Source organism: Pseudomonas fluorescens (assembly GCF_000730425.1).
Lineage (GTDB): Bacteria > Pseudomonadota > Gammaproteobacteria > Pseudomonadales > Pseudomonadaceae > Aquipseudomonas > Aquipseudomonas fluorescens_X.
The window spans coordinates 1,248,490-1,272,115 of sequence record NZ_CP008896.1 but is presented as its reverse complement, the minus strand read 5'-3'; the positions used below and the strand labels follow the sequence as shown (position 1 = coordinate 1,272,115).

At 62.4% G+C, this 23,626-nt stretch carries 21 protein-coding genes and 1 pseudogene; 12 read left to right on the top strand and 10 right to left on the bottom strand.

Annotated features, from left to right (window positions below):
- Positions 1-267: 267 nt before the first annotated feature.
- On the top strand, positions 268-1,539 hold the full coding sequence (locus tag HZ99_RS05265; RefSeq protein ID WP_080727664.1) for an OprO/OprP family phosphate-selective porin: 1,272 nt from the start codon (positions 268-270) through the stop codon (positions 1,537-1,539).
- Between the two features lie 65 nt (positions 1,540-1,604).
- On the opposite strand, the gene HZ99_RS05260 is transcribed toward HZ99_RS05265, so the two are convergent.
- From HZ99_RS05260 to HZ99_RS05230, 7 genes are all read right to left on the bottom strand, one after another.
- Positions 1,605-1,931, bottom strand: a complete 327-nt coding sequence (locus HZ99_RS05260) for a DUF2388 domain-containing protein (protein ID WP_038441706.1) — start codon at positions 1,929-1,931, stop codon at positions 1,605-1,607.
- Positions 1,932-2,025: 94 nt separating this feature from the next.
- Positions 2,026-2,457 (bottom strand): HIT family protein, encoded by a 432-nt coding sequence (locus HZ99_RS05255; RefSeq protein WP_038441705.1) that lies wholly within the window; start codon positions 2,455-2,457, stop codon positions 2,026-2,028.
- A gap of 140 nt (positions 2,458-2,597) precedes the next feature.
- Positions 2,598-3,872 (bottom strand): NAD(P)/FAD-dependent oxidoreductase, encoded by a 1,275-nt coding sequence (locus HZ99_RS05250; protein WP_038441704.1) that lies wholly within the window; start codon positions 3,870-3,872, stop codon positions 2,598-2,600.
- Positions 3,873-3,874: 2 nt separating this feature from the next.
- Positions 3,875-5,446, bottom strand: a complete 1,572-nt coding sequence (locus HZ99_RS05245) for an aldehyde dehydrogenase (NADP(+)) (protein WP_038441703.1) — start codon at positions 5,444-5,446, stop codon at positions 3,875-3,877.
- 55 nt (positions 5,447-5,501) lie between these two features.
- The gene (locus HZ99_RS05240) at positions 5,502-6,449 is read right to left on the bottom strand and encodes a dihydrodipicolinate synthase family protein (protein WP_038441702.1); all 948 of its coding nucleotides are present in this window, start codon (positions 6,447-6,449) and stop codon (positions 5,502-5,504) included.
- A gap of 44 nt (positions 6,450-6,493) precedes the next feature.
- Positions 6,494-7,420 carry a 4-hydroxyproline epimerase gene (locus HZ99_RS05235; RefSeq protein ID WP_038441701.1) on the bottom strand — a complete coding sequence of 309 codons (927 nt, stop codon included), beginning with the start codon at positions 7,418-7,420 and terminating at the stop codon, positions 6,494-6,496.
- A 26-nt stretch (positions 7,421-7,446) separates the two neighbouring features.
- Positions 7,447-9,063 (bottom strand): APC family permease, encoded by a 1,617-nt coding sequence (locus HZ99_RS05230; RefSeq protein WP_038441700.1) that lies wholly within the window; start codon positions 9,061-9,063, stop codon positions 7,447-7,449.
- Between the two features lie 200 nt (positions 9,064-9,263).
- On the opposite strand from HZ99_RS05230, the gene HZ99_RS05225 reads away from it, so the two are divergent.
- Entirely contained in the window at positions 9,264-10,028 is a 765-nt protein-coding gene (locus HZ99_RS05225; RefSeq protein WP_181883220.1) for an AraC family transcriptional regulator, read from the top strand.
- Between the two features lie 72 nt (positions 10,029-10,100).
- Here HZ99_RS05225 and HZ99_RS05220 read toward each other — a convergent pair whose 3' ends face one another.
- Positions 10,101-10,937, bottom strand: a complete 837-nt coding sequence (locus HZ99_RS05220) for a 5'-nucleotidase, lipoprotein e(P4) family (protein ID WP_038441699.1) — start codon at positions 10,935-10,937, stop codon at positions 10,101-10,103.
- Between the two features lie 127 nt (positions 10,938-11,064).
- Here HZ99_RS05220 and HZ99_RS05215 point away from each other — a divergent pair, with 127 nt between their 5' ends.
- Both HZ99_RS05215 and HZ99_RS05210 read left to right on the top strand, forming a co-directional pair.
- Positions 11,065-13,212, top strand: a complete 2,148-nt coding sequence (locus HZ99_RS05215) for a TonB-dependent receptor family protein (protein WP_038441698.1) — start codon at positions 11,065-11,067, stop codon at positions 13,210-13,212.
- A gap of 214 nt (positions 13,213-13,426) precedes the next feature.
- Positions 13,427-14,065: a hypothetical protein gene (locus HZ99_RS05210; protein ID WP_038441697.1), complete on the top strand. Its 639-nt coding sequence runs from the start codon at positions 13,427-13,429 to the stop codon at positions 14,063-14,065.
- Between the two features lie 57 nt (positions 14,066-14,122).
- Here the strand turns inward: HZ99_RS05210 and HZ99_RS05205 are convergent, their stop codons facing one another.
- Positions 14,123-14,668 carry a hypothetical protein gene (locus HZ99_RS05205; protein WP_038441696.1) on the bottom strand — a complete coding sequence of 182 codons (546 nt, stop codon included), beginning with the start codon at positions 14,666-14,668 and terminating at the stop codon, positions 14,123-14,125.
- A 169-nt stretch (positions 14,669-14,837) separates the two neighbouring features.
- Between HZ99_RS05205 and HZ99_RS05200 the strand changes: the two genes are divergently transcribed.
- Both HZ99_RS05200 and HZ99_RS05195 read left to right on the top strand, forming a co-directional pair.
- Positions 14,838-15,167: a hypothetical protein gene (locus HZ99_RS05200; RefSeq protein WP_038447932.1), complete on the top strand. Its 330-nt coding sequence runs from the start codon at positions 14,838-14,840 to the stop codon at positions 15,165-15,167.
- A 577-nt stretch (positions 15,168-15,744) separates the two neighbouring features.
- Positions 15,745-15,993, top strand: a complete 249-nt coding sequence (locus HZ99_RS05195; protein ID WP_038441695.1) for a DUF1652 domain-containing protein — start codon at positions 15,745-15,747, stop codon at positions 15,991-15,993.
- A 3-nt stretch (positions 15,994-15,996) separates the two neighbouring features.
- Here HZ99_RS05195 and HZ99_RS05190 read toward each other — a convergent pair whose 3' ends face one another.
- Complete coding sequence (locus HZ99_RS05190) at positions 15,997-16,359, bottom strand: NUDIX hydrolase (protein ID WP_038441694.1); 363 nt, start codon at positions 16,357-16,359, stop codon at positions 15,997-15,999.
- Positions 16,360-16,500: 141 nt separating this feature from the next.
- Here HZ99_RS05190 and HZ99_RS05185 point away from each other — a divergent pair, with 141 nt between their 5' ends.
- The 6 genes and pseudogenes from HZ99_RS05185 to HZ99_RS05165 all read left to right on the top strand — a co-directional run bounded on the left by HZ99_RS05185 (position 16,501) and on the right by HZ99_RS05165 (position 23,625).
- The gene (locus tag HZ99_RS05185; RefSeq protein WP_038441693.1) at positions 16,501-17,469 is read left to right on the top strand and encodes a Gfo/Idh/MocA family protein; all 969 of its coding nucleotides are present in this window, start codon (positions 16,501-16,503) and stop codon (positions 17,467-17,469) included.
- A 107-nt stretch (positions 17,470-17,576) separates the two neighbouring features.
- Positions 17,577-17,764: pseudogene (locus HZ99_RS29140) on the top strand (ribonuclease); the annotation flags it as partial.
- Between the two features lie 135 nt (positions 17,765-17,899).
- Positions 17,900-18,517, top strand: a complete 618-nt coding sequence (gene lexA / locus HZ99_RS05180) for a transcriptional repressor LexA (RefSeq protein WP_038441692.1) — start codon at positions 17,900-17,902, stop codon at positions 18,515-18,517.
- Positions 18,517-19,128 carry a translesion DNA synthesis-associated protein ImuA gene (gene imuA / locus HZ99_RS05175; RefSeq protein ID WP_038441691.1) on the top strand — a complete coding sequence of 204 codons (612 nt, stop codon included), beginning with the start codon at positions 18,517-18,519 and terminating at the stop codon, positions 19,126-19,128. The genes lexA and imuA overlap by 1 nt, the downstream gene beginning before the upstream one ends.
- A 7-nt stretch (positions 19,129-19,135) precedes the next feature.
- On the top strand, positions 19,136-20,551 hold the full coding sequence (locus HZ99_RS05170) for a Y-family DNA polymerase (RefSeq protein ID WP_038441690.1): 1,416 nt from the start codon (positions 19,136-19,138) through the stop codon (positions 20,549-20,551).
- Positions 20,527-23,625: an error-prone DNA polymerase gene (locus tag HZ99_RS05165; RefSeq protein ID WP_200876630.1), complete on the top strand. Its 3,099-nt coding sequence runs from the start codon at positions 20,527-20,529 to the stop codon at positions 23,623-23,625. Before HZ99_RS05170 ends, HZ99_RS05165 begins: the two co-directional genes overlap by 25 nt.
- Position 23,626: the final 1 nt, after the last annotated feature.

The window sequence follows — 23,626 nt, the reverse complement described above, 5'->3', positions numbered from 1 at the left end:
GTCATCTAAGTCAGCAGCAATTTTAATCATTCTGAAATATTAGGCTTAAACCCTTGGAAAGAGGCTTAAGCCTGTGTTTATAAGGCCCGTGCTGTAACTGAATAAAGAAAAATATCGACTGTCACAAAAGTGTCTTGTAAATAAACCTAAATCGTCATCTGGTGTTTGGAAGCTCCCCGTCGCCAAGTAGTACTTAACGATAACGAGGGGAAATTGATGTCGATTAGTTATTCGAAATGCGTTGGGGTAACTCAGTTGAGCCTGGCCATGGCGGGCAGCCTATTGGCTATGTCGGTCCAGGCGGGCACGGTAACCACCGATGGCGCCGACCTTGTGATCAAGACCAAGGGCGGCCTGGAAGTGGCCACCACCGACAAAGAGTTCAGCTTCAAGCTGGGCGGGCGCATCCAGGCCGATTACGCAAGGTTTAATGATTACTACACCCGTAACGGTAACTCGGCGGACGCTGCGTATTTTCGTCGCGCTTATCTGGAGTTTGGCGGTACGGTCTACAAAGACTGGAAATATCAGATCAACTACGACCTTTCCCGGAACGTGGGCAATGACAGCGCCGGTTACTTCGACGAAGGCAGTGTGACTTACACCGGGTTCAACCCGCTGAACCTGAAAGTCGGTCGTTTCTACACGGACTTTGGCCTGGAGAAAGCCACCAGCTCCAAGTGGGTCACGGCCCTGGAGCGTAATCTTTCCTACGATGTTGCCGAGTGGATCAACGATAACGTCGGCATGGGCGTACAGGCCAACGGTGTCGTGGGTGAGATGGCCTATCTATCCGGCAGCGTGTTCAGCGAAAACAACAACGACACCGACGGCGACAGCGTCAAGCGCTACAACCTGCGCGGCGTGTTCGCACCGTTGCATGAGTCTGGCAATGTGCTGCACGTCGGGGTGCAGTACGCCTACCGCGACCTCAAGGACGCAGCCATCGACACGCGTATCCGCTCACGCATGGGCATGCGCGGCGTCGAGACCAATGGCGGTAACAGTGCCGGCACCAATGGCACCCGTTCGGTATTTGGCGGCAGCGCTGCCCAGCAAGGCCTGTGGAAAGACGACTCGGTGTGGGGCCTGGAAGGTGCCTGGGCACTGGACGCTTTCTCGGTGCAGGGCGAGTACCTGCGACGGACCCTCAAGGCCGATGCGGCACAAAATGACGTCAAGGCCAGCGGCTATTACGCACAGATGGCCTACACCCTGACCGGCGAGCCACGCATCTATAAACTCGATGGCGCCAAATTCGACTCCATCAAGCCGCAAAACAAACAGATCGGTGCCTGGGAGGTGTTCTACCGCTACGACGCGTTCACCGTCGAGGACGACAATGTCGTTGTCAGCACCAATGTGCGCCAGGTCGGCGACAGCGAGGGCAAAGCCCATACCCTGGGGGTCAATTGGTACGCTAATGAAGCGGTCAAGGTCAGTGCCAACTACGTCAAGGCCCGCACAGATAACGTCAGCAACATCCAGGGCGATGACACGGGCGATGGGATCGTGATGCGCTTGCAATACGTCTTCTAAAAAACGCAAAAAACCGGGTGCCGATGGGGGAGCGCTCAAGCCCATCGGTACCGGCCGGGCGATGATCAGTAAGCCGTCGCAATCGCCAGGGCCAACTGCCCGTCGGACATAAACGGCGGGCGGTACGCCCCATGGTAGTAACGCACCGCCTGTTCAAATTGCGCGCCCCGTATCTGCCCCTCCGAGCCAATAAAGGCCAGGGCATCCGACTTGGCCGGAGCAAAGAAGTTGCCGGGGTGGGTCGTGAGTTCAGTGGCGATGGTGCTGAAAAGCGTAGGCCCGACCGTGGTCCAGTACATGGCGCGGTCGCCCGGTTTCTCGGGTTCCCCGGCCAGTGTATGGGGGCTGATCGACGTCAGTAGGCAGAGCGCGAAAACTTTCCATAAATCCATTGCTTGGCTTCCGATGCGCTGGGATGGGCGACACCATAGCAGAGTCACCCATGAGGAATCGTGGCCTGAACAGGAGCACGGCCCAAGTGTCCCCTTACGCGTTCAGCCGCCGCGCAATTTCCAGCCGTAACGCGCCATGGGCATCCTCGGTGTAGGGTGTGGCGTTTTTCCAGTCGTAGAACCACACCGGCATCTTGCGGTATTGCTCGGCTTCCGAGGCGTAGCGCGGGAAGATGTGGCAGTGCAACTGCGGCTCTGAATTGCCAAGGATTTCGTAATTCATCCGCAGGGCATCGGTGGCCTGCAACACGGCATCGCCGAGGCGGGCCATGTCCAGCAGGTAGGTGGTCCTGGCCTGGAGATCCAGGTCGTTGAGGCTCGGCACCACCGGATCAGGCAGCAGCAGACAGTAGCCGGGCAGGAACTGCACATCGCCCATCACCGCCCAACCAGAGGGCATCTTGCAAATAACCTTATCGTTGGCGCCTCTGCGCGCCAGTGCCACACGTTCCGAAATCAGAGACATCCGTAGTCCTCAAAGGGTTGTGAAGGGACGCGCCAAAACCGTATTGAACCACAGCGCAGGTTGACCAAGTGCATTCGAGCTTCGGCGAGGCGGTGAGATCGCAGGCCACTGTTCCACCGCGATCGCTGGCAAGCCAGCGCCTACCAGAAACGATCCAGCCGATAGGCCTCCAATGCCGGCAAGCCTTTGGGGTGGGGCCTGTCGACCGGCGATACCTGCTGCGCGATAAGTTCGGCGGTGACAGCTGCCTGGGTCAGGCCCAGGTGTTGATGACCGAAAGCCAGCAACACCTTACCGTCACACACTCGGTCGATGATCGGCAACGAATCCGGCAACGATGGCCGAAAGCCCATCCACGGTGTGGCATCGGCAACGCTCAGTTCGTGCCGCAGCAAGCCTTGGCTCAGGCGGTGCAACTGCCAGGCGCGCTCCATGTCCGGTGGCCGGTCGAGGCCGGCGAACTCCACGGTGCCGGCCAGCCGCAGCCCATCGGCCATGGGCGTCATGATGAACTTGCGCTCCAGTGAGGTGACGGCGAAGGGCAAGCGGCCTTGCTCGTGGGGCAGCATCAGGTGATAGCCGCGCTCGGTGTCCAGTGGCACCTTTTTACCGGTCAGCGCCTGGGTGAGTGTTGCCGAGTGCGCGCCGCAGGCGATCAAGACCTGGCGGGCGCTCACGTGGCCCTGGTCGGTGCGCAGTGCAACACCCTGGGCCTGAAGCTGGCCATTTCGAACCTGCTGCTTGAGGAATGTCACGCCGCAGGCCTTGGCGGCTTCGACCAATTCGCAGACCACGCGATAGGGATCGAGGAAGTGCCCGGTCCGGGGAAAGAACAGGCCACCCTGGATCCGTTCGCTTAATTGTGGTGCAGCCTGCTGTACGGCGTCCGCCGACCATAAGTCCACCGGTACCTGTTGCTGGGCCATGCGTGCTTTCAACCCTTCAATTGCCTGGCGCGATTCGGTGCGTTCAAACACCAGCAACGAACCGTCTTCGCGCATCAGTTGTGGCCGGGAGATGCTCGCCAGCAAACGCTGCCAGGCGTCCAGGCTGCTTTCATTGAGTGCGCGGATACCGGCGACCGTGCGCTGGTAGGCGGTCGGTCGCAGGTTCAGCAACAGGCGGGTAAACCAGGGCAGGGCACGGGGCAAGTATTTCCAGTCCAGGCGCAGCGGCCCCATCGGGTCCAGCAGCATGGCGGGCAGGCGCGTCAGGATCGACAGGTCGGCGATAGGGAACACTTGCTCGGTCGCCAAATGCCCGGCGTTGCCGAACGAGGCGCCCATGCCCGGTTCCTGCTGGTCGATGACCACCACGCGGCGGCCCTGGCGGGCGAGTTGCAGGGCGCAGGCGACGCCGATGATGCCGGCGCCGACCACGGCAATGTCGATGTCGGGTTGACGGTTGTCGGGCATGGTCAGGCTTCTCTCTGGCCGTCGAGCAAACGCCGCAACTGCAAGGGATTAGCCTGTTTCAAGGCCGCGGGCAGCAGGCTGTCGGGGAAGTCCTGGTAACACACCGGGCGCAGGAAGCGCAGGATCGCAGCGGTACCGACTGAGGTCGAGCGTGAGTCCGAGGTGGCCGGGAACGGCCCGCCATGCACCATGGCGTCACACACCTCCACCCCAGTCGGCCAGCCATTGACCAGCAGCCGGCCAGCCTTGCGTTCAAGGGCCGGCAGCAATGCCTGTGCGTGCCCCAGGTCGCCCTCATCCAGGTGCAGGGTTGCGGTCAGTTGGCCTTCGAGGTGTTCGGTCACTTGGCGCACTTGCTCGTTGTCGGCGCATTGCACCAGCAACGAGGCGGCGCCGAAGACTTCGGCCTGTAGATGTGGGTTGGCGAGGAAGTCTTGCGCGTGGGTAGCAAACAGCTGGGCCTGGCATTGGTTCGGGCCTTGCGCCGCCAACCCGCTGGCTAGGCAATGGGCATGCTCGGCCAGAGCGCCGATGCCCGCCTGATAGGCCTGGAAGATGCCCGGGGTGAGCATGGTCTGCGCCGGGCTGCGTTGCAGGAGGTTGCTGGCGATGCTGACAAACTGCGCAAGCGGCGCGCCTTGCACCGCAATCACCAGGCCGGGGTTGGTGCAGAACTGCCCGGCGCCCTGGGTCAGTGAGGCGACAAAGCCTTGCGCCAACGCCTCGCTGCGCGCCTTGAGGGCGGCAGGGAACAGGTACACCGGATTGATCGAACTCATTTCTGCATACACCGGGATGGGCACCGGGCGTGCCTGGGCCGCCTGGCACAAGGCGATGCCGCCACTTCGCGAGCCGGTAAACCCCACGGCCTTGATCCGTGGGTCGCTGACCAGGGCCATCCCCACTTCATGGTCAGCGCCGTACAGCAGGGAGAACACGCCTTCGGGCAGGCCACATTGCTTGACTGCACGGGCCAGCGCACGGCCCACCAGTTCGCTGGTGCCGGGGTGGGCGCCGTGGGCTTTGACGATCACCGGGCAACCGGCGGCGAGTGCCGAAGCGGTATCACCGCCTGCCACCGAAAAGGCCAGCGGGAAGTTGCTGGCGCCGAATACCGCCACCGGCCCCAGCGGCACCTGGCGTTGGCGCAGGTCGGCACGGGGCAGGGGCTGGCGTTCGGGTTGTGCGGTGTCGACCCGCACATCCAGCCACTCGCCGGCGCGCACGGTCCGGGCGAACGCGCGCAGTTGCTGGCAGGTACGGCCCCGTTCGCCCTGGATTCGCGCCTGGGGCAAGCCGGTTTCAGCCACCGCCCGTTCGATCAGTTCATCGCCCAGGGCTTCTATTTCATCGGCGATGGTGTCGAGACATTCAGCACGCGCCGCCAGGGACGTTTCGCGGTAGCGATCGAAGGCTGACCACGCCAGCGCGCAGGCCTGGGCCACCTGTTCGGTGGAACCGCCGTGATAGGCCGGCTCCAGCGCAGCCTGGGTTGCCGGGTTGATGGCGTGGAGGGCGGCGCGGGTGCCGGGAATGGAGTGCTGACCGATCAGCATATTGCCTGTCAGAGTCATGGCCTGTTCCTGAAAAAAGAAGAAACGCCGCTGTGCAACAGCGGCGTACGGGCAGTCAGTCGATGTTCTGTTCTGCCGACCAGTTGGCGTACCACTGGCGGAACAGCGCGTACTGGTTCTCGGCATACCGGCGCTGGGCATCGCTGAGTACATCGCTTTGGTTGAAGTGCAGGCGGTACTCCAGGTCGCCATTGAGCACCATCAAGTGCTTGTAATAGAGCACCAGGTCGCAGCCTTCATCGAAGGACGACAGCACCGCCAGCGCCGCTTCCAGCTCGCGGGCCTGGCGCCGGGCTTTGGCATCGCCCTTGGCGGCTTTCTTGCTCAAGGCCACCAGTTGCAGGACTTCCCGTGGCAGGGCGTTGCCGATGCCGGTGATGGCACCGGTGGCGCTGCAGTTGACAAAACCGTGCACCACTTGGGTATCCACACCCACCATCAGGGTCACGTCATCGTCCTTGGAGGTGATGTGTTCGGCCGCGTAGCGCAGGTCGGCGCCACCGCCGAATTCCTTGAAGCCGATCAGGTTCGGGTACTCGCGGCGCAGTTCAAAGAACAGGTCGGCGCGGGTGGCAAAGCCGTAGTAGGGGCTGTTGTAGATCACCGCCGGCAGGTTTGGCGCAGCGCTGAGGATTGCCGCGAAGTGGGCCTTTTGTGCGGTGGCCGAGGCACCACGGGACAGCACCCGCGGGATGACCATCAAGCCATGGACGCCGACCTTGGCCGCATGCGCCGCATGGGAAACGGCTTCACGGCTGTTGACCGCGCCGGTGCCGACGATGGTCGGGATACCCGCCGCTACCAGGCGGGCCACGCCTTCCTGGCGCTGGGCTTCGGTGAGCAGCGGCCAGTCGCCCATGGAGCCGCAATACACCACGGCGCTCATGCCGATCTCGATCAGCTCGCGGCCCTTGGCAACCAGGGCGTCGAAGTCCGGCTGGCGCTCGGCAGTGCACGGGGTCATCAGGGCCGGGATGCAGCCGGTGAAGATGTTATCGCTCATTGTTTTATCTCCTTGGAAGGGTCTGTTTTAAAGCGACCGGGTGCTTAAATGCCCCAGGCGAAAGGGTCCTGTTCGTCGATCAACAAGGTGCTGTCGGCGGTCATGTAGGCGCGGCCGGTGATGAAGGGGCGGATGCGTTCGCCCTCCCACTCAAAGCGGCCTTCGAATTGGCTGGCGGTGATGCTGGCTTGTCTCCACGGCTCCCCGGCCTTGAGTTTTCCATCGGCGGCCAGGCACGCCAGCTTGGCGCTGGTGCCGGTGCCGCAGGGCGATCGGTCGTAGGCCTTGCCAGGGCACATGACGAAATTGCGGCTGTCGGCCTGGTCGTCATCGGCGAACAGTTCGATATGGTCGATCAACGCGCCGTCTTCGCCATGGATGCCTTGGGCTTGGAGGGCCTTGAGCATCGCCCAGGTGAAGTCGGTGAGGGCATCGACATTGGCCATGTGCAAGCCCTGGCCGTGCTCGGACACCAGGAAAAACCAATTGCCACCCCAGGCGATATCGCCATACACGCGGCCATGGCCCGGTACTTCCACCGGCACCTGCTGGCGATAGCGATAGGCAGGCACATTGCGCAGGGTCACTGCGCCGTCCGCATGCAAGGTGGCGCTGACCGGGCCCACCGGTGTGTCGATGCGGTGCTCCCCGGGTGCGATGTGCCCCAGGTAGTGCAACGAGGCGACCAGGCCGATGGTGCCGTGGCCACACATGCCGAGGTAGCCGGCATTGTTGAAGAAAATCACGCCACAAGTGGCGCCCGGCGAGACCGGCTCGCAGTACAGCGCACCGACCAGTACATCGTTGCCACGGGGCTCCAGCAGACAAGCGCGGCGCCATTGATCATGTTCGGTGCGCAGGCTGTCGAGTTGCTCGGCGATGGTCTGGCCGGTAAGGGTGGGGAAGCCATTCATGATCAGGCGCGTGGGTTCGCCGCCGGTGTGGGAATCAATCACGTGCAGTCGTTTCATCCAGCTATTCCTTGGTGATTGGCCAGTCATGCGTTGGCCGGCTGCATGCCGGCAGTGGGCAGCACGGCTTCGCTTTCGTCGTCTTCATGTTCCAGTTGCACCAGGTGCGCCGGCACGCCGGTGGCCGCGCCCCAGTAGTAGATGCCCAGCGCGCAGGCGGCGACGACCAGGGTGTCGAAGGGATGGCTAAGCACGCCCAGCCCACCAAAGCTGCCGAGTTTGGACAGCACCATGGTTAGCGCGTAGAAGCCGATCAGCCATGCGCTGGAGCGCACTTGCCGGGCGATGCTCAGGCGTTGGGTCGGCACCAGGCGACGGCACAGCAGGTACACCACAAACATCACGATTTGCAGGCCAAGCAGCCAGGACACGGTGTTCCAGCCCGACCAGTAAACGATCAGCGCGGCGATGATGAACGACAGTGGGCCCAGCACATTCATCCCCTTGACCCGGAACGGGCGCGGCATGTCCGGCGCATTGCGCCGCAGTGCGGCAACGCACACCGGGGCCACGGCGTAGCTCAAGACCAGGGCGGCAGACACCACATTGATCAGCGCCTCCCAGGACGGGAACGGCAGCGTCCAGAACACCGACAAGCCAAAGGTCAGCCACAGTGCCGGGCGCGGGATGCCGGACTTCTCATCGATACGCGTAAAAATCTTGAAGAAGGTGCCAGTCTGCGCCCAGCCATAGATCACCCGCGGCGTGGCGTTCATATAGATATTGCCGCAGCCGCTGGGGGAGATCACCGCGTCAGCCACCACCAGATAGGCCAGCCAACCCACCCCCAGAGCCAGGGCGATATCACGGTAGGGCAGGGCCAGTTCCTGGCTGATGCCTGCCCAGCCGTTGGCGAGCATTTCGGTGGGCACGCCGCCTAGGAATGCCACCTGCAGCAGCACGTAAATCGCCGTGGACAGCAGTACCGAAAGGATCAGGGCAATGGGAATGGTGCGTTGCGGGTTCTTCACTTCGCTGGCCACCGAGATGATCGGGGTCAGCCCCAGATAGGCAAAAATCACCCCACCGGCGGACACCGCCATTTCAATCCCCGACAGGCCGAACGGTGCGAATCCCTGGGAGTGAAAGTTGGCCGGTTTGAAGAAGGTGAACAGCACGCCGATCACCAGCAGTGGCACGATGAACTTGAAGATGCTGACCAGGTTATTGGCGATGGCGAAGGTCTTGACGCTGCGGTAGTTGAGCACGAAAAACAGGCAGAGCAGGCCGAACTGCACCAACCAACCGAGGGGGGTGGGGTCGCTGGAGCCAACCTTGGTCAACTCGGGAAACCAGGCGGCGGCGTATTGCCTTGAGGCGACCACTTCAATCGCTACCAGGCTGGAAAACGCGATCAGCGTGATAAAGCCCATCAGGTAGCCGAGCAACGGGCCGTGGGAATACACCGGGTAGCGCACCACGCCGCCGGCACGGGGCAGGGCCGCACCCAATTCGCAATACACAATGCCCAACAGCAGCACGGCAAAACCGCCGAGCAACCAGGAAAAAATCCCGGCAGGACCTGCGATGGACGACACGTGGCTGGCGGCAAACAACCAACCGGAACCGAAGATGGCTCCCAGTCCGATAAAGGTGAGGTCGATCAGAGACAGCTGTTTCTTGAACTTGCCTTGGGCTGACATAGCGGCGCCTTCTTGTGGGTTATTGGATAGGCATGCAGTGGCGCTACAGTGAACCCATCGGCCCGTTGGCGATTGATGTTTTGCGCCGCTATCGATGACGAATTCAGCACAATTGCCCGGTGCACAGCAGCGCTCGACAGGGCCATGGCCATCGGGCAATCTGCTGGCCCGGCAACGCTATAAACGAGGCGGTGAGCGGCATGATGCACAACGCGTTTGCGACCCTTTGCCAAGGCAGCGAGCAGCGGCCACACAGCCTCGAACACCTGCTGGCGGGCGTGGCCATGTTGTTGCCGATGCTCGATGTGATTCCCAATGCGACGATGTTTATCAAGGATGTGCAGGCGCGCTACGTCATGGCCAACCGCACCCTGGTGCAGCGTTGCGCCTTGAAAGACCTGCGGCCCTTACTGGGCAAGACCAGCGCCGAGGTGTTTCCCGCGCAGTTGGGGCCCGGCTATACCGAACAGGATCGGCGTGTGCTGGAACAGGGCCTGGTGCTGGAGGACCAACTGGAGTTGCACCTGTACGGCAGCCGCGAACCCGGCTGGTGCCTGACCCACAAGTGGCCGTTGTATAACCGCGAAGGTGCGATCATCGGCCTGGCAGGCATCTCGGTCGATCTGCAATCTGCCAGCCAGACCCACCCGGCGTATCAGCGCTTGGCGGCGGTGGACGAACACATCCGCGCCCACTTCAACCAGCGCGTGACCCTCGGTGAGCTGACGCGCATCGCCGGTATTTCAGTGGCGCAACTGGAGCGCTACTGCAAGCGCGTGTTCCACCTGACACCTCGGCAGATGATCCAGAAAGTACGCCTGGAGCATGCCCATCGGCTGCTGCACACCGAACTGCCCATCACCGAAGTGGCCCTGCAATGCGGCTACACCGACCACAGCGCATTCACCCGGCAGTTCAAGGCGCTGACCGGCTTTACGCCGCGTCAGTATCGCCAGGCCATGTAGGAGCCGGCTTGCCGGCGATGGCGTGCTCAGGGCCGCCATCGCCGTTACAAGCCGGCTCCTACATACAGCGGGTTATTGCTGTAATTGAAGGGCCTCACGCTTGAAAAAGCGCTTCTGCTCAAATGGAATGTCTTCGCGGTCGCCATAGGGTGCGCTGTACCAGTTGCCGTAGGTCGGATTGGGTAGCAGGAACCAGCGTTGGCCGAACCAGCCCACATAGGGCTCGACCGCCCGGCGTTGAGCGGCCAGGGTGTTCTGCCCGGCCTGGACGAAATCCCCCAGGGAGTCACCGACCATCAACAGTACCCGCGCCTGGCTGGCGACCCACTGGCGTCGGCAGTTCTTGCCGTAGCCGGCCTGCTCGCAGTGGCCGGTCGGGGTGGCGGCCGCGAGCACTTGTTCGTTGTTCTGCACTGGGAAGCCGCGCAGGCGCAGGTTGTCGACGGTGGCCTGGACCTGACTGTGTTCGCGGTTGGTCAGGTAATACACCGTGATCCCGCGTTGTTGCGCAGCCTGCAAGAATGCCACGGCGCCGGGCAGGGCCTGGGCCTTGGCCTGGTTGACCCAGGTGTTCCAGCGATCGTAGGAGTAGACCTGGTTGCTGATGATGTCCCGGGCATTGAGCGGCACGTTGTCCAGCAGGGTTTCATCGATATCGACGATCACTGCCGGCGGCAGGCCGTTCAGGTTGCGCGGGGCAAAGGGCAGGGCGTCCCAGTCCTTGGCGGCCAGGGCCACGTCGAGCTGGCGGGTGGCGTCAGCGAACACCTGGCGATAGATCAACTCGTGCTCGATGGAGGTCTGGGTCCAGAGCACCGCATCCAACTGGTCGTTGGCGGGTGGGTGCTGTTGGCAACCGAGCAAGAGTGAGGAGAACAGGCAGATGCTGGCGAAGGCGAAATTACGCATGAAAAGCTTGGCCTCAAGAGTGAAGGGGCGCTCAGGGTCAGGCACATTAGCCTAATCGGCGAGGTTTGTACGTGACCTGCGTATCATCCGCGGCTTCCAAGCGCAGACCTCTTCAAGGATTCGGCCCATGTGCCTGCGACAACCTCCGTTTGTGCTTTCCCCGCGCTGGCTCGGCTTGGGGGCCGTCCTGACCTTCAGCCACCTGTCCCAGGCCCAGGAGGCGCTGCAGTTGGCGCCGCTGCAAGTCACCAGCACTGAACTGAGCGAAGGCGAAGTGGCCCAGGCGCAACTCAAGCAGGTGCCTGGTGCGACCAACTTCATTGATATGGCTAGCGTCGAGCAGGGGCGGGTCAGCAGCAACGAAGATGTGCTCAAGTACCAGGCTGGCATCTACGCCAAGGCAGCGAACAATGAAGGGGTGAAAATCTCCATTCGCGGCTCGGGCCTCAACCGTGGCCCTGGCAGCCATGCGTCCGGCCTGTATGAAACCATCGACGGCCTGCCACTCACCGGCCCTGGCGGCACCCCCTACGAACTCAAGGATCCGTTGTGGCTCAGTCGGGTTGAAGTGTTGCGCGGCGCCAACGGGTTTGACCGGGGCGCACTGGCCCTGGGCGGGGCGGTCAACTATGTGACCCACACAGGCTACGATGCACCCCGGTTGCGGGTGCGCTATGAGGCCGGCAGCCATGGTTATGCCCAGCGGGAAATCAGCTCTGGGCAAGTGCTGGGCGATGCCGACTATTACATCAGCCTGACTGATTCTGACTACGATGGTTTCCAGCAACAAAGCGCCGGCAGTGGCAAGGGCATGGCGGCCAACTTTGGCTACCGGTTCAACCCGGACCTGGAAACCCGTTTCTACTTTCGCTACCGTGAGACCGCCAACGACAGCCCTGGCAAACTCACGCGCCAGCAGATCGAGCACAGCCCGCGCGCGGCCAATGCCCTTAACCTGACACGCGATTCCAAGCGCTTGCAGCCAGGTTCTACCTGGATCGCCAACAAGACCACCCTGCAACTGGACGATAACGCCCGCATCGAGGCGGGCCTGGTGTATCACGACTACCCCATGGACCTGCGCGAGGGCACCAACCGGTTGAAGGTGGCGTACACCGATATCAGCGGCACCTTGAACTATATTCGCCAGGACACGCTGCTGGGGCATGACAGCAAGACCACGCTCGGCCTGCGCACGACCCAGGGCCTGCCCAATAACGGCGCGTCCGAATATGTGCGGGTACCTGCCGGCAGCACCGCCAACTTCGCCCCCGGCACCAAGACCCGTGACTACAGTTACCTGGGGTCGGATACGGTGTTGCAGGTGAGCAACGACTTGGAGTTGCTGCCTGACCTGTGGCTGACCACCGGGCTGGCGGCGATCTACACCCGCCGTGAAACCGAAGTCACTTATCCCGAAACCCGTGCCCCCGTCAGCACTCACGACTGGGACTATGCCCCGCGCGTGGGCCTGCGCTATGACTTCAACCCGCAGTTGCAGGTGTATGGCAACTTGAGCCGCTCGGTGGAGCCACCCCATGCCTGGTCGATGATCTGGGGCTCCAACAAGTTTTTTCCCAAAGAGGCCAATAATCCGGCATCAGGTTTGGCGCGTGAGGGCGTAGCGCTGCAAAACCAGACCGCCACCACCCTGGAAGTGGGCGGGCGCGGCGAAGCCTGGTTCGGTCAATGGGACCTGGCGTTGTACCACTCGCGGGTGCGCCATGAACTGCTTAGCGTCGAGACTCAGGCGGCGAGTCCCACGACCTCGCAGGTGGTCGCCGAATCCAACGCCAGCCCGACCATCCACCAAGGCCTGGAACTGAGCCTCATCAGCCCGCTGTGGGACGGTGGCAATGCCGGCCGCCTGGCCCTGCGCCAGGCCTACACGTTCAGCAATTTCCACTACCGCGATGACCCAAGGTTTGGCGACAACACGCTGCCCGGCATCCCCAAGCACTATTACCAGGCGCAGTTGCGCTACAGCCATCCCAGCGGCTTTTTCAGCAGCCTCAATGGCGAGTATTCCTCGCGGGTGGCGGTGGACTATGCCAACTCCTACTACGCGTCAGCCTATGGCTTGTTGGGCGCCACGGTTGGCTATGACGCACCGAAACAGGACTGGCAAGCCTGGGTCGACCTGCGCAACCTGACCCACCAGCGCTATGCCAATACCGTGACGCCGGGCTATGACGACCATGGCACTGACATGGCGCGTTCGACCCCGGGCGATGGCATGGGCGTGTATGCCGGGGTCTCCTGGAGCCTGCGTTAAGCCCCCATGCATCATGCTACTCGTGCTCATGGTGCTCATGGTGCTGGCATGGCTCGTTACGTGCGATGCAGGCCAGTGCGACGTATCAGTGGTAAACGCCGATAACGAGTGAGGGTTTTTCCTACTGCGGACTTTTACCGAGGCGGTTGATTCTCTATTATCCGCCCCCAGCACCTCCGGCCATGGAGACGCTCCATCAACTAAGGAAGTCGTAATGCACATTGGAAAAATGCTGGGGTTGGCCCTGATGATGTTGGCAGTGAGTGGCTGCGCCAGCTTCACCAAGGACGAAGTCGCGCCAGTCACCTTGCCATCGAAGGCGAGCTTCGCCAACAAGCCGAACGTCTATGTCGACTTTGATTTCTATCAAGGCGAACCGACCAACGCTGCCGCTGCCGAAGTCCCCCAGGCGCGGGACATGCTGCGTCCGCAACTGCAAAAAATCCTCACCGATTCTGGTCTGTTCGGCCGGGTGACCCTGGATGAGTTCCAGAAGCAGCCGGGCGACTACAGCCTGCGCCTGAAGGTCTACAACCATCCACCAGGTGGTGGTCAGATGGCACTGGCCTTTATCAGCGGTTTCACCTTCACCATTATCCCGGCGCTGGGTACCGACCAGTACACCATGAGCCTGGAAGCGCTGGATCCACAGGGCCAGGCGCTGAGCAAAGGCAGCAACCATGATGCGATCAACACCTGGTTGGGTATCTGGTTTATCCCGATGATGGCCTACACACCAAAAGAAGCGGTGGCCGATACCTTCACGCGCCAAGTCAATGCATTGCTCAAGCAGATGGTCGAGAGCAATCACCTGAAGTACTCGGCACTGGATGCCGGCGTGCCGCGGGCCTGATTCAGGCTGCAAAAAAAGGGAGCCGGCTGACCGGCTCCCTTTTTTTTACCTGGGTTTTTACTTGAGTGCCTGAATGAACAGTGGGTCGCTGTACAAGGCCTTGAGCAAGTCACGCACCAGCGGATTATAGGCATTCGCTGCATTCGGAATCGCAATGGGGCCGAAGAAGGAACTGGACCACACGCTGGTCACTTCCTTGGTGGCGTCGTACACCACTGCATCGTCCTTGAGCAGGGTAAAGCGCGCGGCCAGTGTGCCGTGGCCGGAACTCACGCCAGCTGTCAGCTCATTCTTCACCAGCAGCACGTCAAGGCGCCGGGACGCGCTTTGATTCAGCAGGCCGGCCAGGGACAGTTCCTGGGTGATTGCAGCCTGCACGTGGGCCGGGATACTGCCGGTGGGCGAACTGATCGGATTGGCCCGGACCATCAACGAACCCTGGCCTGAGGCGGCAGTGACCTTGGCCTGGCTGATGGGTTGCAGCGCTGGCGTCTGCTTGAGGCGCTGGACGTTGTCGAAATTGGGTTCGTATTGCGTCATGGTCACGCCGCAACCTTGCAGCAGCAGTAATACCAACGGGGCCAACAAAAGAAACTTCTTCACGGCATTTCCTTGCGTGAGGGGGATAGGCGCGCGCGATTATGGTCAGCCGCTGGTAAGGCGGCAACCATCGCGGGGAGACTAGATCGCCAAGAAGGCATTTTGCTGGCCCCCATGTACCGCATGTTTCGCCAAAATCACTTTTATTTTCAGGTGGTTAAGTGGGATGCCAATGCGCAACGTAAAAATCACGCTGATAACCTTGGCCCTGGCGAGCGGGGCGGCGGGGGCCCAGGGCAAGGCGTTGCGTGAAGGGGATCGGTACATGTGCAGTTGGGGTGCGGGCACGGCGGCCAGGGCCCAGGAACTGAAGTTGGCCGGCGTTTCATTGTATGCCGCGCGGCAGAAGATCCAGCGCTACACGTTCGACAAGTCCTGGATGCGCATGATGGCCATGGGCATCACCGAGCAGACCTATGACAGCCCGTCGCGGCTCAAGCCGGCGGCGGTTCGTTCGAGTTTTTATGAAGAGTGTGTGCGCTACAAACTGGCGCGCAGATAGATTTTTGCAGGCGCGGGGCTTGCCTGCGGAAAGCGTCAACGCTAATGCGGGTTGTCTGGTATCCCAGGTTGTCCTCAGGTTCTTCGCCGGCAAGCCGGCCCCTACAAAAAATATCAGCTGTGTTCATAGAGGTTTATTAACCTGATAGTTATTGAGGTCTTAATCCGAGAAGTTTGAAAATTGCACCAAAAAGTGGCACTGAAGAGACTGTGGACCATAAAAAATATGTGGTTATTGAATGACTTAGCGCTTTTTTAATCCGACGAAAGGTTGCTGATCAACTTGTTACAAGTTGTCTCGGTGGTTATTATGACCGGGCGTTCACCTCCCACGGTTTATGCATTTTTAAATCCCAAGTTTCCATCAGCTACTTGGGATTTTTTTTGCCTGTGATTTGGCCTTTACACCAGAGTGCTGGATGGCAGCCGTGGTTTTTCTGGCGCCATTGTCCCAGCGCTTTTGCGCAAAAGTGTGGGGTAGCTAACACTTTCGCAGGATGGGCTACACGCGTTGCACAACCTGATCTACCCTGCATGGATCACGTCCATCGCGTCATGTGCGAGCAAGGGTGCCCAGGATGATCCCGATCGTTGAGTTGAGCCGCATCATGGCGTCCGGTTTCGTTCCGCTGGCGTGCGACTGTAGCGTCAACCCCCAGGGGTTCTTGACCATCCGTGTCTTCGAGCCCGAATCCGGGCGTGTGGACCTGCTGTTGACCGGCGTGTCGCCCCAGGGCCTGGACAGCGTCCGTGCCATCTCCAACCTGATCGGCGAATTGCGCACCGAACTCAAGGCCGGGCGCCGAGGGTTTGCCGCATTCGGCTAGGCGTCAGAGCCTGCGCAGAAACGAGCGGACAATCCGCTTGGTGGCGTCGGTGGCGTCCAACTGCTCCAACGCACTGTAGGCATGCCACTGGCAATCGATGATTTCATTGCAGGGCCGGGCCTGGTCGATGTTCACCACCGAGGCTTCAAACACGTGATGCAGCGTGTCACTGTCCTTCAATTCTTGCAGATACAGCAAACCATCCACGTTCAGCCCGGTTTCCTCTTGCAGTTCACGCTCGGCCGCGCCGACCGGACGCTCATCACGCTCGACCCGGCCCCCGGGCAATGCCCATTTCGATCTGGCCTTGCGCACAAATAGAATGTGCCCCTCATGTTCGCAAATCACCGTTGCGCGTATTTTCATCGTCTGTGCCCCCGCAACTGGATGATTGTCATAAAAGTGTAATGCAATTGTCATGCTGGGTCTTTACGGGGAGAGGCTGGAGACCGATCAGGAAAACGCCGATACTGCCCAGCTGAAAAAATACCCGTGAAGGAAAGTCCGATGAGCAGCGTCCGCTGGGGCATGATCGGTTGTGGCAGTGTTACTGAAGTCAAGAGTGGACCCGCTTTCTATAAGGCACCGGGTTCGGCCCTGGTGGCCGTGATGGGGCGTCGCGAGGAAGCGGTGCGCGATTATGCAGCACGCCACGGGATCGCCCGGTTTTACACGGATGCCCAGGCGCTGATTGATGATCCGCAAGTGGATGCGGTGTACATCGCCACGCCACCGGCCAGCCACCTGGAATACAGCCTGCTGGTGGCGGCGGCGGGCAAGCATTGCTGCGTCGAAAAACCGATGTCGCTGAATGCCGAGCAGAGTGCACTGATGCAGCGCACCTTCGAGCGGGCCGGGTTGCATCTGTTTGTTTCGTATTACCGCCGTTCCCTGCCGCGCTTCCAGCAGGTGCGTGCCTGGCTGCAAGAGGGGCGTATCGGTGAGTTGCGTCACCTCAGTTGGACGTTGTGCAAGCCGCCCTCATCGACGGATACCCAGGCCAGCAACTGGCGCACCGATCCGGCGATTGCCGGAGGCGGCTATTTTGCCGACCTGGCCAGCCATGGTTTCGACCTGTTCCAGTACCTGGCGGGGGATATCGTCGAGGTCACGGGTTATACCGCGCGCCAGGCCGGGCGCTATGTGGCGGAAGACGCCGTCACCGCGTGCTGGAGCTTCAGCTCGGGCGCGCTGGGCATGGGCTGCTGGAACTTTGTGGCTGACCGGCGCGAGGATCGGGTCGAGTTGATCGGCAGCCAAGGGCGTATCACGTTTTCAGTGTTCGACGAGCAGCCGTTGCAACTGGAGGCCGAAGTCAGCCAGACCCTGCATATTGCCCATCATGCCCATATCCAGTGGCACCACGTGCTGGGCATGAACGCGCATATCCGCGGCGAGAGTGTGCATCCGGCACTGGCGATCGAAGCCCTGAAGACCGACTGGATCATGGATCGGGTGTTGCAGCGCAAGCCTTGATGCCAGCAACTGTTGAGCTTTCTGCGATGCGGCGGCGTGTTACCTGACTGCACGTCGGGGTGATCGCTTAGAACAATGGCTGCTCACGTTAATGAAGGATTGGCTTGATGAAATGGAAAACCGCCTGGGCCGCCCTGTGCTTGGTATTGACCGCTCTGGCTGATGCCGCCCCCGCAACCAGGGGCAGGCAGGCGACTTTGATTTTTATGTGCTGTCACTGTCCTGGTCGCCGACTTTTTGCCTGACCCACCCGCAGGACCAGCAGTGTACGGGCAAGGGCTACGGCTTTGTGCTGACACTGCGCTTGACCGGGTGCCCGAAGAGCATCAAGACGCAATGCGGTGGTGGCGAAATCCGGATTCCAGCCCAGCGATAGGTAGGCCGGATTCTGACTGGCGGCTATTGTCAGAAATTTCCTACAGGAGTACAAATGTACTCCATGACGACTCTCACTCCCCGCCGTTCCGCCATCCTGAACTTCATCCGCGAACGTATCGCGCAGCAAGGTCAGCCCCCCAGCCTCGCCGAGATCGCCGAGGCCTTCGGTTTTGCCTCGCGCAGTGTGGCGCGCAAACATGTGCTGGCGCTGACCGAGGCTGGGTTTATCGAGGTCAACCCAAACCAGGCCCGGGGTATTCGCCTGCTCAATCAACCGGCGCGGCCTGAATGGCTGGAAATCCCGGTGCTGGGTCGTGTGGCTGCCGGCCTGCCCATTGGCGCCGACGCCGACGTGCATGCACGGCTGCTGCTCGACCCTGCGACGTTTGCCCGGGTGCCGGACTATCTGCTGCGGGTGCAGGGTGACTCGATGATCGAAGACGGCATTCTCGACGGCGACCTGGTGGGTGTGCGACGCAATGCCGAGGCGCTGAACGGGCAGATTGTGGTGGCACGCCTGGATGGTGAAGTCACCATCAAGCGTTTCGAGCGGGCGGGCGACAGTGTCCGCTTGTTGCCGCGCAACCCTGCTTACCAACCTATCGTGGTCCGTCCCGACCAGGACCTGGCCATCGAAGGCGTGTTTTGTGGCCTGGTGAGGCAAGGCTGATGGGCGCCGTGGTTGCACTGGACTCGCTGTTCAATGGCGGGCGGGTCTGGAAGGGACGACCGACTGCGCCGCCGACCAGTGTGCACCCCACCGGGCTGTCGGCCCTGGATGCGGTGTTGCCCAGCGGTGGTTGGCCGGAGGCGGCCTTGAGTGAAATCCTCGTGGCCCAGCAGGGCGTGGGCGAGTTGCAACTGGTCTGGCCGACCCTGGCGCGGCTGTCGGCGGCCGGCGAGCGAATTGTGCTGGTGGCGCCACCGCATATCCCATACCCCCACGCCTGGCAGAACGCCGGGGTGGACCTGCGCCAGCTCTCGGTGATCCAGGCCGATGAACGCGATGCCTTGTGGGCGGCGGAGCAATGCCTGCGTTCCGGCAGTTGCGGCGCGGTGCTGTGCTGGCCGCGCAAGGCGGACGACCGGGCCTTGCGCCGCTTGCAGGTGGCCGCCGAGACCGGTCAGACCCTGGCGTTTGCCTGGCGGGCCATGGGCGAGGCGATCAATCCGTCACCAGCCGCCCTGCGCCTGGCCGTCGAGCCGGGCCAGGTACGGGTGCTCAAGTGCCGGGGTGGCCTGGCCCATCCCGTGGCTATTACCCTGGCCTGCGGGCACTGAGGTTGGTATGCGCTGGGTGTGTATTGTCTTCCCGCAGTTGGCGTTGGACGGGGCCCTGCGTCAGCGCCCCGAGCCCGAGCAGCCGTTGGCGCTGTTGGCCGGCCCGCCGCAGCGGCGGGTGCTGCAAGCCGTCAATGCCGCCGCGCGTGCCTTGGGCCTGTGCCCCGGCCAATCCCTGTCAGCGGCCCAGGCCCTGACCAAGGCCTTTGCCTGCGTCGAATACGACCCGGTGGCTATCGAGCGCTGCCAGCAACTACTGGCGGCCTGGGCCTATGGTTTCAGTTCCCAGGTCAGTGTGTTCTACCCGCGGGCCTTGCTGTTTGAAATCGAATCGAGCCTGGGCCTGTTCGGGCCGTGGCCGCTGCTGGAAGCACGCTTGCGCGAGGAGCTGACTGGCCTGGGCTTTCGCCACCGTATCGTTGCCGCCCCTAACCCGGCGGCCGCACGGGTGTTGGTCAATGCCTACGATGGCCTGGCCGTGGCCGATGCCGACGGTCTGCAACAAGCCCTTGGGCCGATGCCGATTGATCGCATTGGCCTCGACCCGCAAGCCGCCATGGCCTTGTCGCGCATGGGCCTGCGAACCCTGGCCGAGGTCCAGGCGTTGCCCCGGCATACCTTGGCCAGGCGGTTTGAGGCGGGGTTGCTCAAGCACTTGGATGCCTTGACCGGGCAACGGTCGCTGGCCCTGGGTTTTTATCAGCCGCCGGATCGTTTTGATCTGCGCATCGAATTGAATTTCGATGTGCAGTCCCACCAGGCGCTGCTGTTCCCCTTGCGGCGCCTGACCGGCGATCTGGCCGCCTTCCTCTGTGGCCGCGACAGTGGCGTGCAGCGTTTTGCCCTGCACCTGGAGCATGCCGGGGCGCCGGACAGCGTGATCAAGGTTGGCCTGCTCAGTGCCGAGCGAGAACCTTCGATGCTGTTTGAACTGGCCCGTGGCCGCCTGGAGCAGGTGCAAGTGGCTGCCCCAGTGCGTGGCCTGCGCCTGTTGGCCGAGGATCTGCCGGTGTTTGTACCCCAGCGCCAGGACCTGTTCGATGAGCGCCCGCAGCAAACCCTGCCCTGGCTGCAACTGCGCGAGCGTCTGCGGGCGCGCCTGGGGGATGAGGCGGTGCAGGGCTTGCGTTTTAATGCCGACCATCGCCCCGAGTGCGCCTGGCTGCCAGGCACCGACAGCCGCGTCTGCCCGACCTTGAGCCCGGTGCTACGTCCTGGCTGGCTGCTCAAGGAGCCGACCTTGCTCGCCGAGCAGGGCATCCAGATCCTGCTCGGCCCGGAGCGCATCGAATCCGGTTGGTGGGATGGCGCGGATATCCGTCGTGATTACTACCTGGTGCGTACCCGCGCCGGGCAGCAAGGCTGGGCTTATCGCACGGTGGATGAGCGCGCCGGGTTGTGGCTGCAGGGCTGGTTTGCATGAGGGAGGGCTACGCTGAACTGCATTGCCTGTCCAACTTCAGCTTCCAGCGCGGCGCGTCCAGTGCCCGCGAGCTGTTCGAGCGCGCCAGGCAGCAGGGCTATCAAGCCCTGGCAATCACCGACGAATGCACCCTGGCCGGCATCGTGCGGGCCTGGCAGGCGGCCAAGGAGGTCGGGCTGGAGTTGATTGTCGGCAGTGAGATGCGCCTGGAAGACGGCCCGAAACTGGTATTGCTGGTGGAGAACCTGCAGGGCTACCAGCACCTGTGCCGGCTGATCACCCTGGCCCGGCGTCGTGCCGAAAAAGGCCAGTACCGCCTGTTGCGCGAAGACTTTGCCGAGCCGGTGCCGGGATTGCTGGTGTTGTGGCTGGCCGAGGACGGCGACACACCTGCCGACGGCCAGTGGCTGTGCCAAACCTTCAATCAACAGCTGTGGCTGGCGGTAGAGTTGCATTGCGCCCAGGACGATGCCCACCGCCTGGCGCAGCGTCTGCAACTGGCCGCCAACCTGCGTCTGCCGACCGTGGCCTGTGGCGATGTGCATATGCATGTGCGCAGCAGGCGCGCCTTGCAGGACACCATGACCGCCATCCGTCACCACCTGCCGGTGGCGCAAGCCGGCCAGCGCCTGCACCCCAATGGCGAGCGGCACCTGCGCAGCCTGGAGGCCCTGCATGCGTTGTACCCGGCACACTTGCTTGAGGCGTCGTTGCATATTGCCCGTCGCTGCAGCTTCGACCTGAGCCAGTTGCGCTATCAATACCCCAGGGAATTGGTGCCAGAAGGGCAGAGCCCAAAATCCTGGCTGCGCGCGTTGACCGAAGAGGGCATCGCCCGGCGCTGGCCCGAAGGGGTGTCAGCCAAGACCCTGGAACAGATCGAAAGTGAACTGGCGTTGATCAGCGAGCTGGGCTACGAAAGCTATTTCCTGACAGTGCAGGACATCGTGCGCTTCGCCCGCAGCCGTTCGATCCTCTGCCAGGGCCGTGGCTCGGCGGCCAACTCGGCGGTGTGCTTTGCCCTGGGCATCACCGAAATCGACCCTGGCCGGATGAATATGCTGTTCGAGCGCTTCCTGTCCCGCGAACGCAACGAGCCGCCGGACATCGACGTGGACTTCGAGCACGAACGCCGCGAAGAAGTGCTGCAATACGTGTTCCAGCGCTATGGCCGGCGCCGCGCGGCCTTGACTGCGGTGGTCAGCAGCTATCACGGTGCCGGCGCGGTGCGTGATGTGGCCAAGGCCATGGGCCTGCCGCCGGACCAGGTCAACGCCCTGGCCGATTGCTGCGGGCGCTGGAGCGATGAGGCGCCGCCCCTGGAGCGCTTGCGCGAGGCTGGTTTCGACCCGGACAGCCCGGTGTTGCGACGGGTGCTGGGCTTGACCCAGCAACTGATCGGCTTCCCGCGTCACCTGTCCCAGCACCCCGGTGGTTTCGTGATCTCCGAGCAGCCGCTGGACACGCTGGTGCCGGTGGAAAACGCCGCCATGGCTGAGCGCACCATCATCCAGTGGGACAAGGATGACCTGGACGCCGTGGGCCTGCTCAAGGTCGATATCCTCGCCCTCGGCATGCTCAGTGCGATCCGCCGCTGTTTCGATTTACTGCGTCGCCACCGTCAGCTTGACCTGACGCTGGCGACGGTGCCCCCCGATGATGGGGCAACCTACGCAATGATCAGCCGTGCCGACACCATCGGCGTCTTCCAGATCGAGTCCCGGGCGCAGATGTCCATGCTGCCCCGACTCAAGCCCAAGACGTTCTATGACCTGGTGATCGAGGTGGCCATCGTGCGCCCCGGGCCGATCCAGGGGGGCATGGTGCATCCATACCTGCGCCGGCGAAACAAGGAAGAACCCGAGACGTATCCATCGCCCAGGCTGGAGGCGGTACTCAAGCGCACCCTGGGTATCCCGCTGTTCCAAGAGCAAGTGATGCAGATCGCCATTGTCGCGGCGGACTACACCCCCGGCGAAGCTGATCAGTTGCGCCGCTCGATGGCAGCCTGGAAGCGCCATGGCGGCCTGGAACCCCATCGTCAGCGACTGCGTGCCGGCATGCTCAAAAACGGCTACAGCGAGGCCTTCGCCGCCCAGGTGTTCGAGCAGATCAAGGGTTTTGGCAGCTACGGTTTTCCTGAGTCCCACGCGGCCAGTTTTGCCTTGCTGACCTATGCCAGCTGCTGGCTCAAATGCCATGAGCCGGCGGCGTTCGCCTGTGCCCTGATCAACAGCTGGCCCATGGGTTTCTATAGCCCGGACCAGATCCTGCAGGATGCGCGCCGCCATCACCTGCACATTCGCCCGGTGGACGTGACTGCCAGTGACTGGGATTGCAGCCTGGAGCCCATCGATGGCCAGCAACCGGCGATTCGCATGGGCTTGCGTATGATCAGCGGCTTTCGCGAAGAAGATGCCCGACGGATTGAAAAAGCCCGCCAGGCCGCCGAGTTTTGCGCTATCGCCGACCTGGGCGAGCGTGCCCAACTGGATTGCCGGGCCCAGGAGCTGCTGGCAGATGCCGGAGCCTTGCGTCAGCTGGCCGGGCACCGGCATCGGGCGCGTTGGGAGGTGGCAGGGGTGGAGAAACAACTGGGGTTGTTTGCCGGGGTGTCGAGCCCGCAGGAAGAAACAGTGCAACTGCCGGTCCCCAGCGTCGGTGAGGACCTGTATGCCGACTATGCCAGCGTGGGCACTACCCTGGGGCCCCATCCCTTGGCGTTGTTGCGTGATCAACTGCGTGCGCGGCGCTGTCGCAGCTCACAGGAACTGCAGGCGGTGGAGCATGGACGCACTGTCAGCGTTGCCGGCCTGGTCACCGGGCGCCAGCGCCCGGGCACCGCCAGTGGCGTGACCTTCGTCACTCTGGAAGACGAGTTTGGCAACCTCAACGTGGTGGTCTGGCGCGACCTGGCCGAGCGTCAGCGCCAGGTGCTGGTGGGCTCACGCTTGCTCAAGGTGGATGGCCGCTGGGAGGCGGTGGGCGAAGTCCGCCACCTGATCGCCGGCCGCTTGAGCGACCTGACACCGTTGTTGGCAGGGATCAGCGTGCGCAGTCGGGATTTTCACTGAG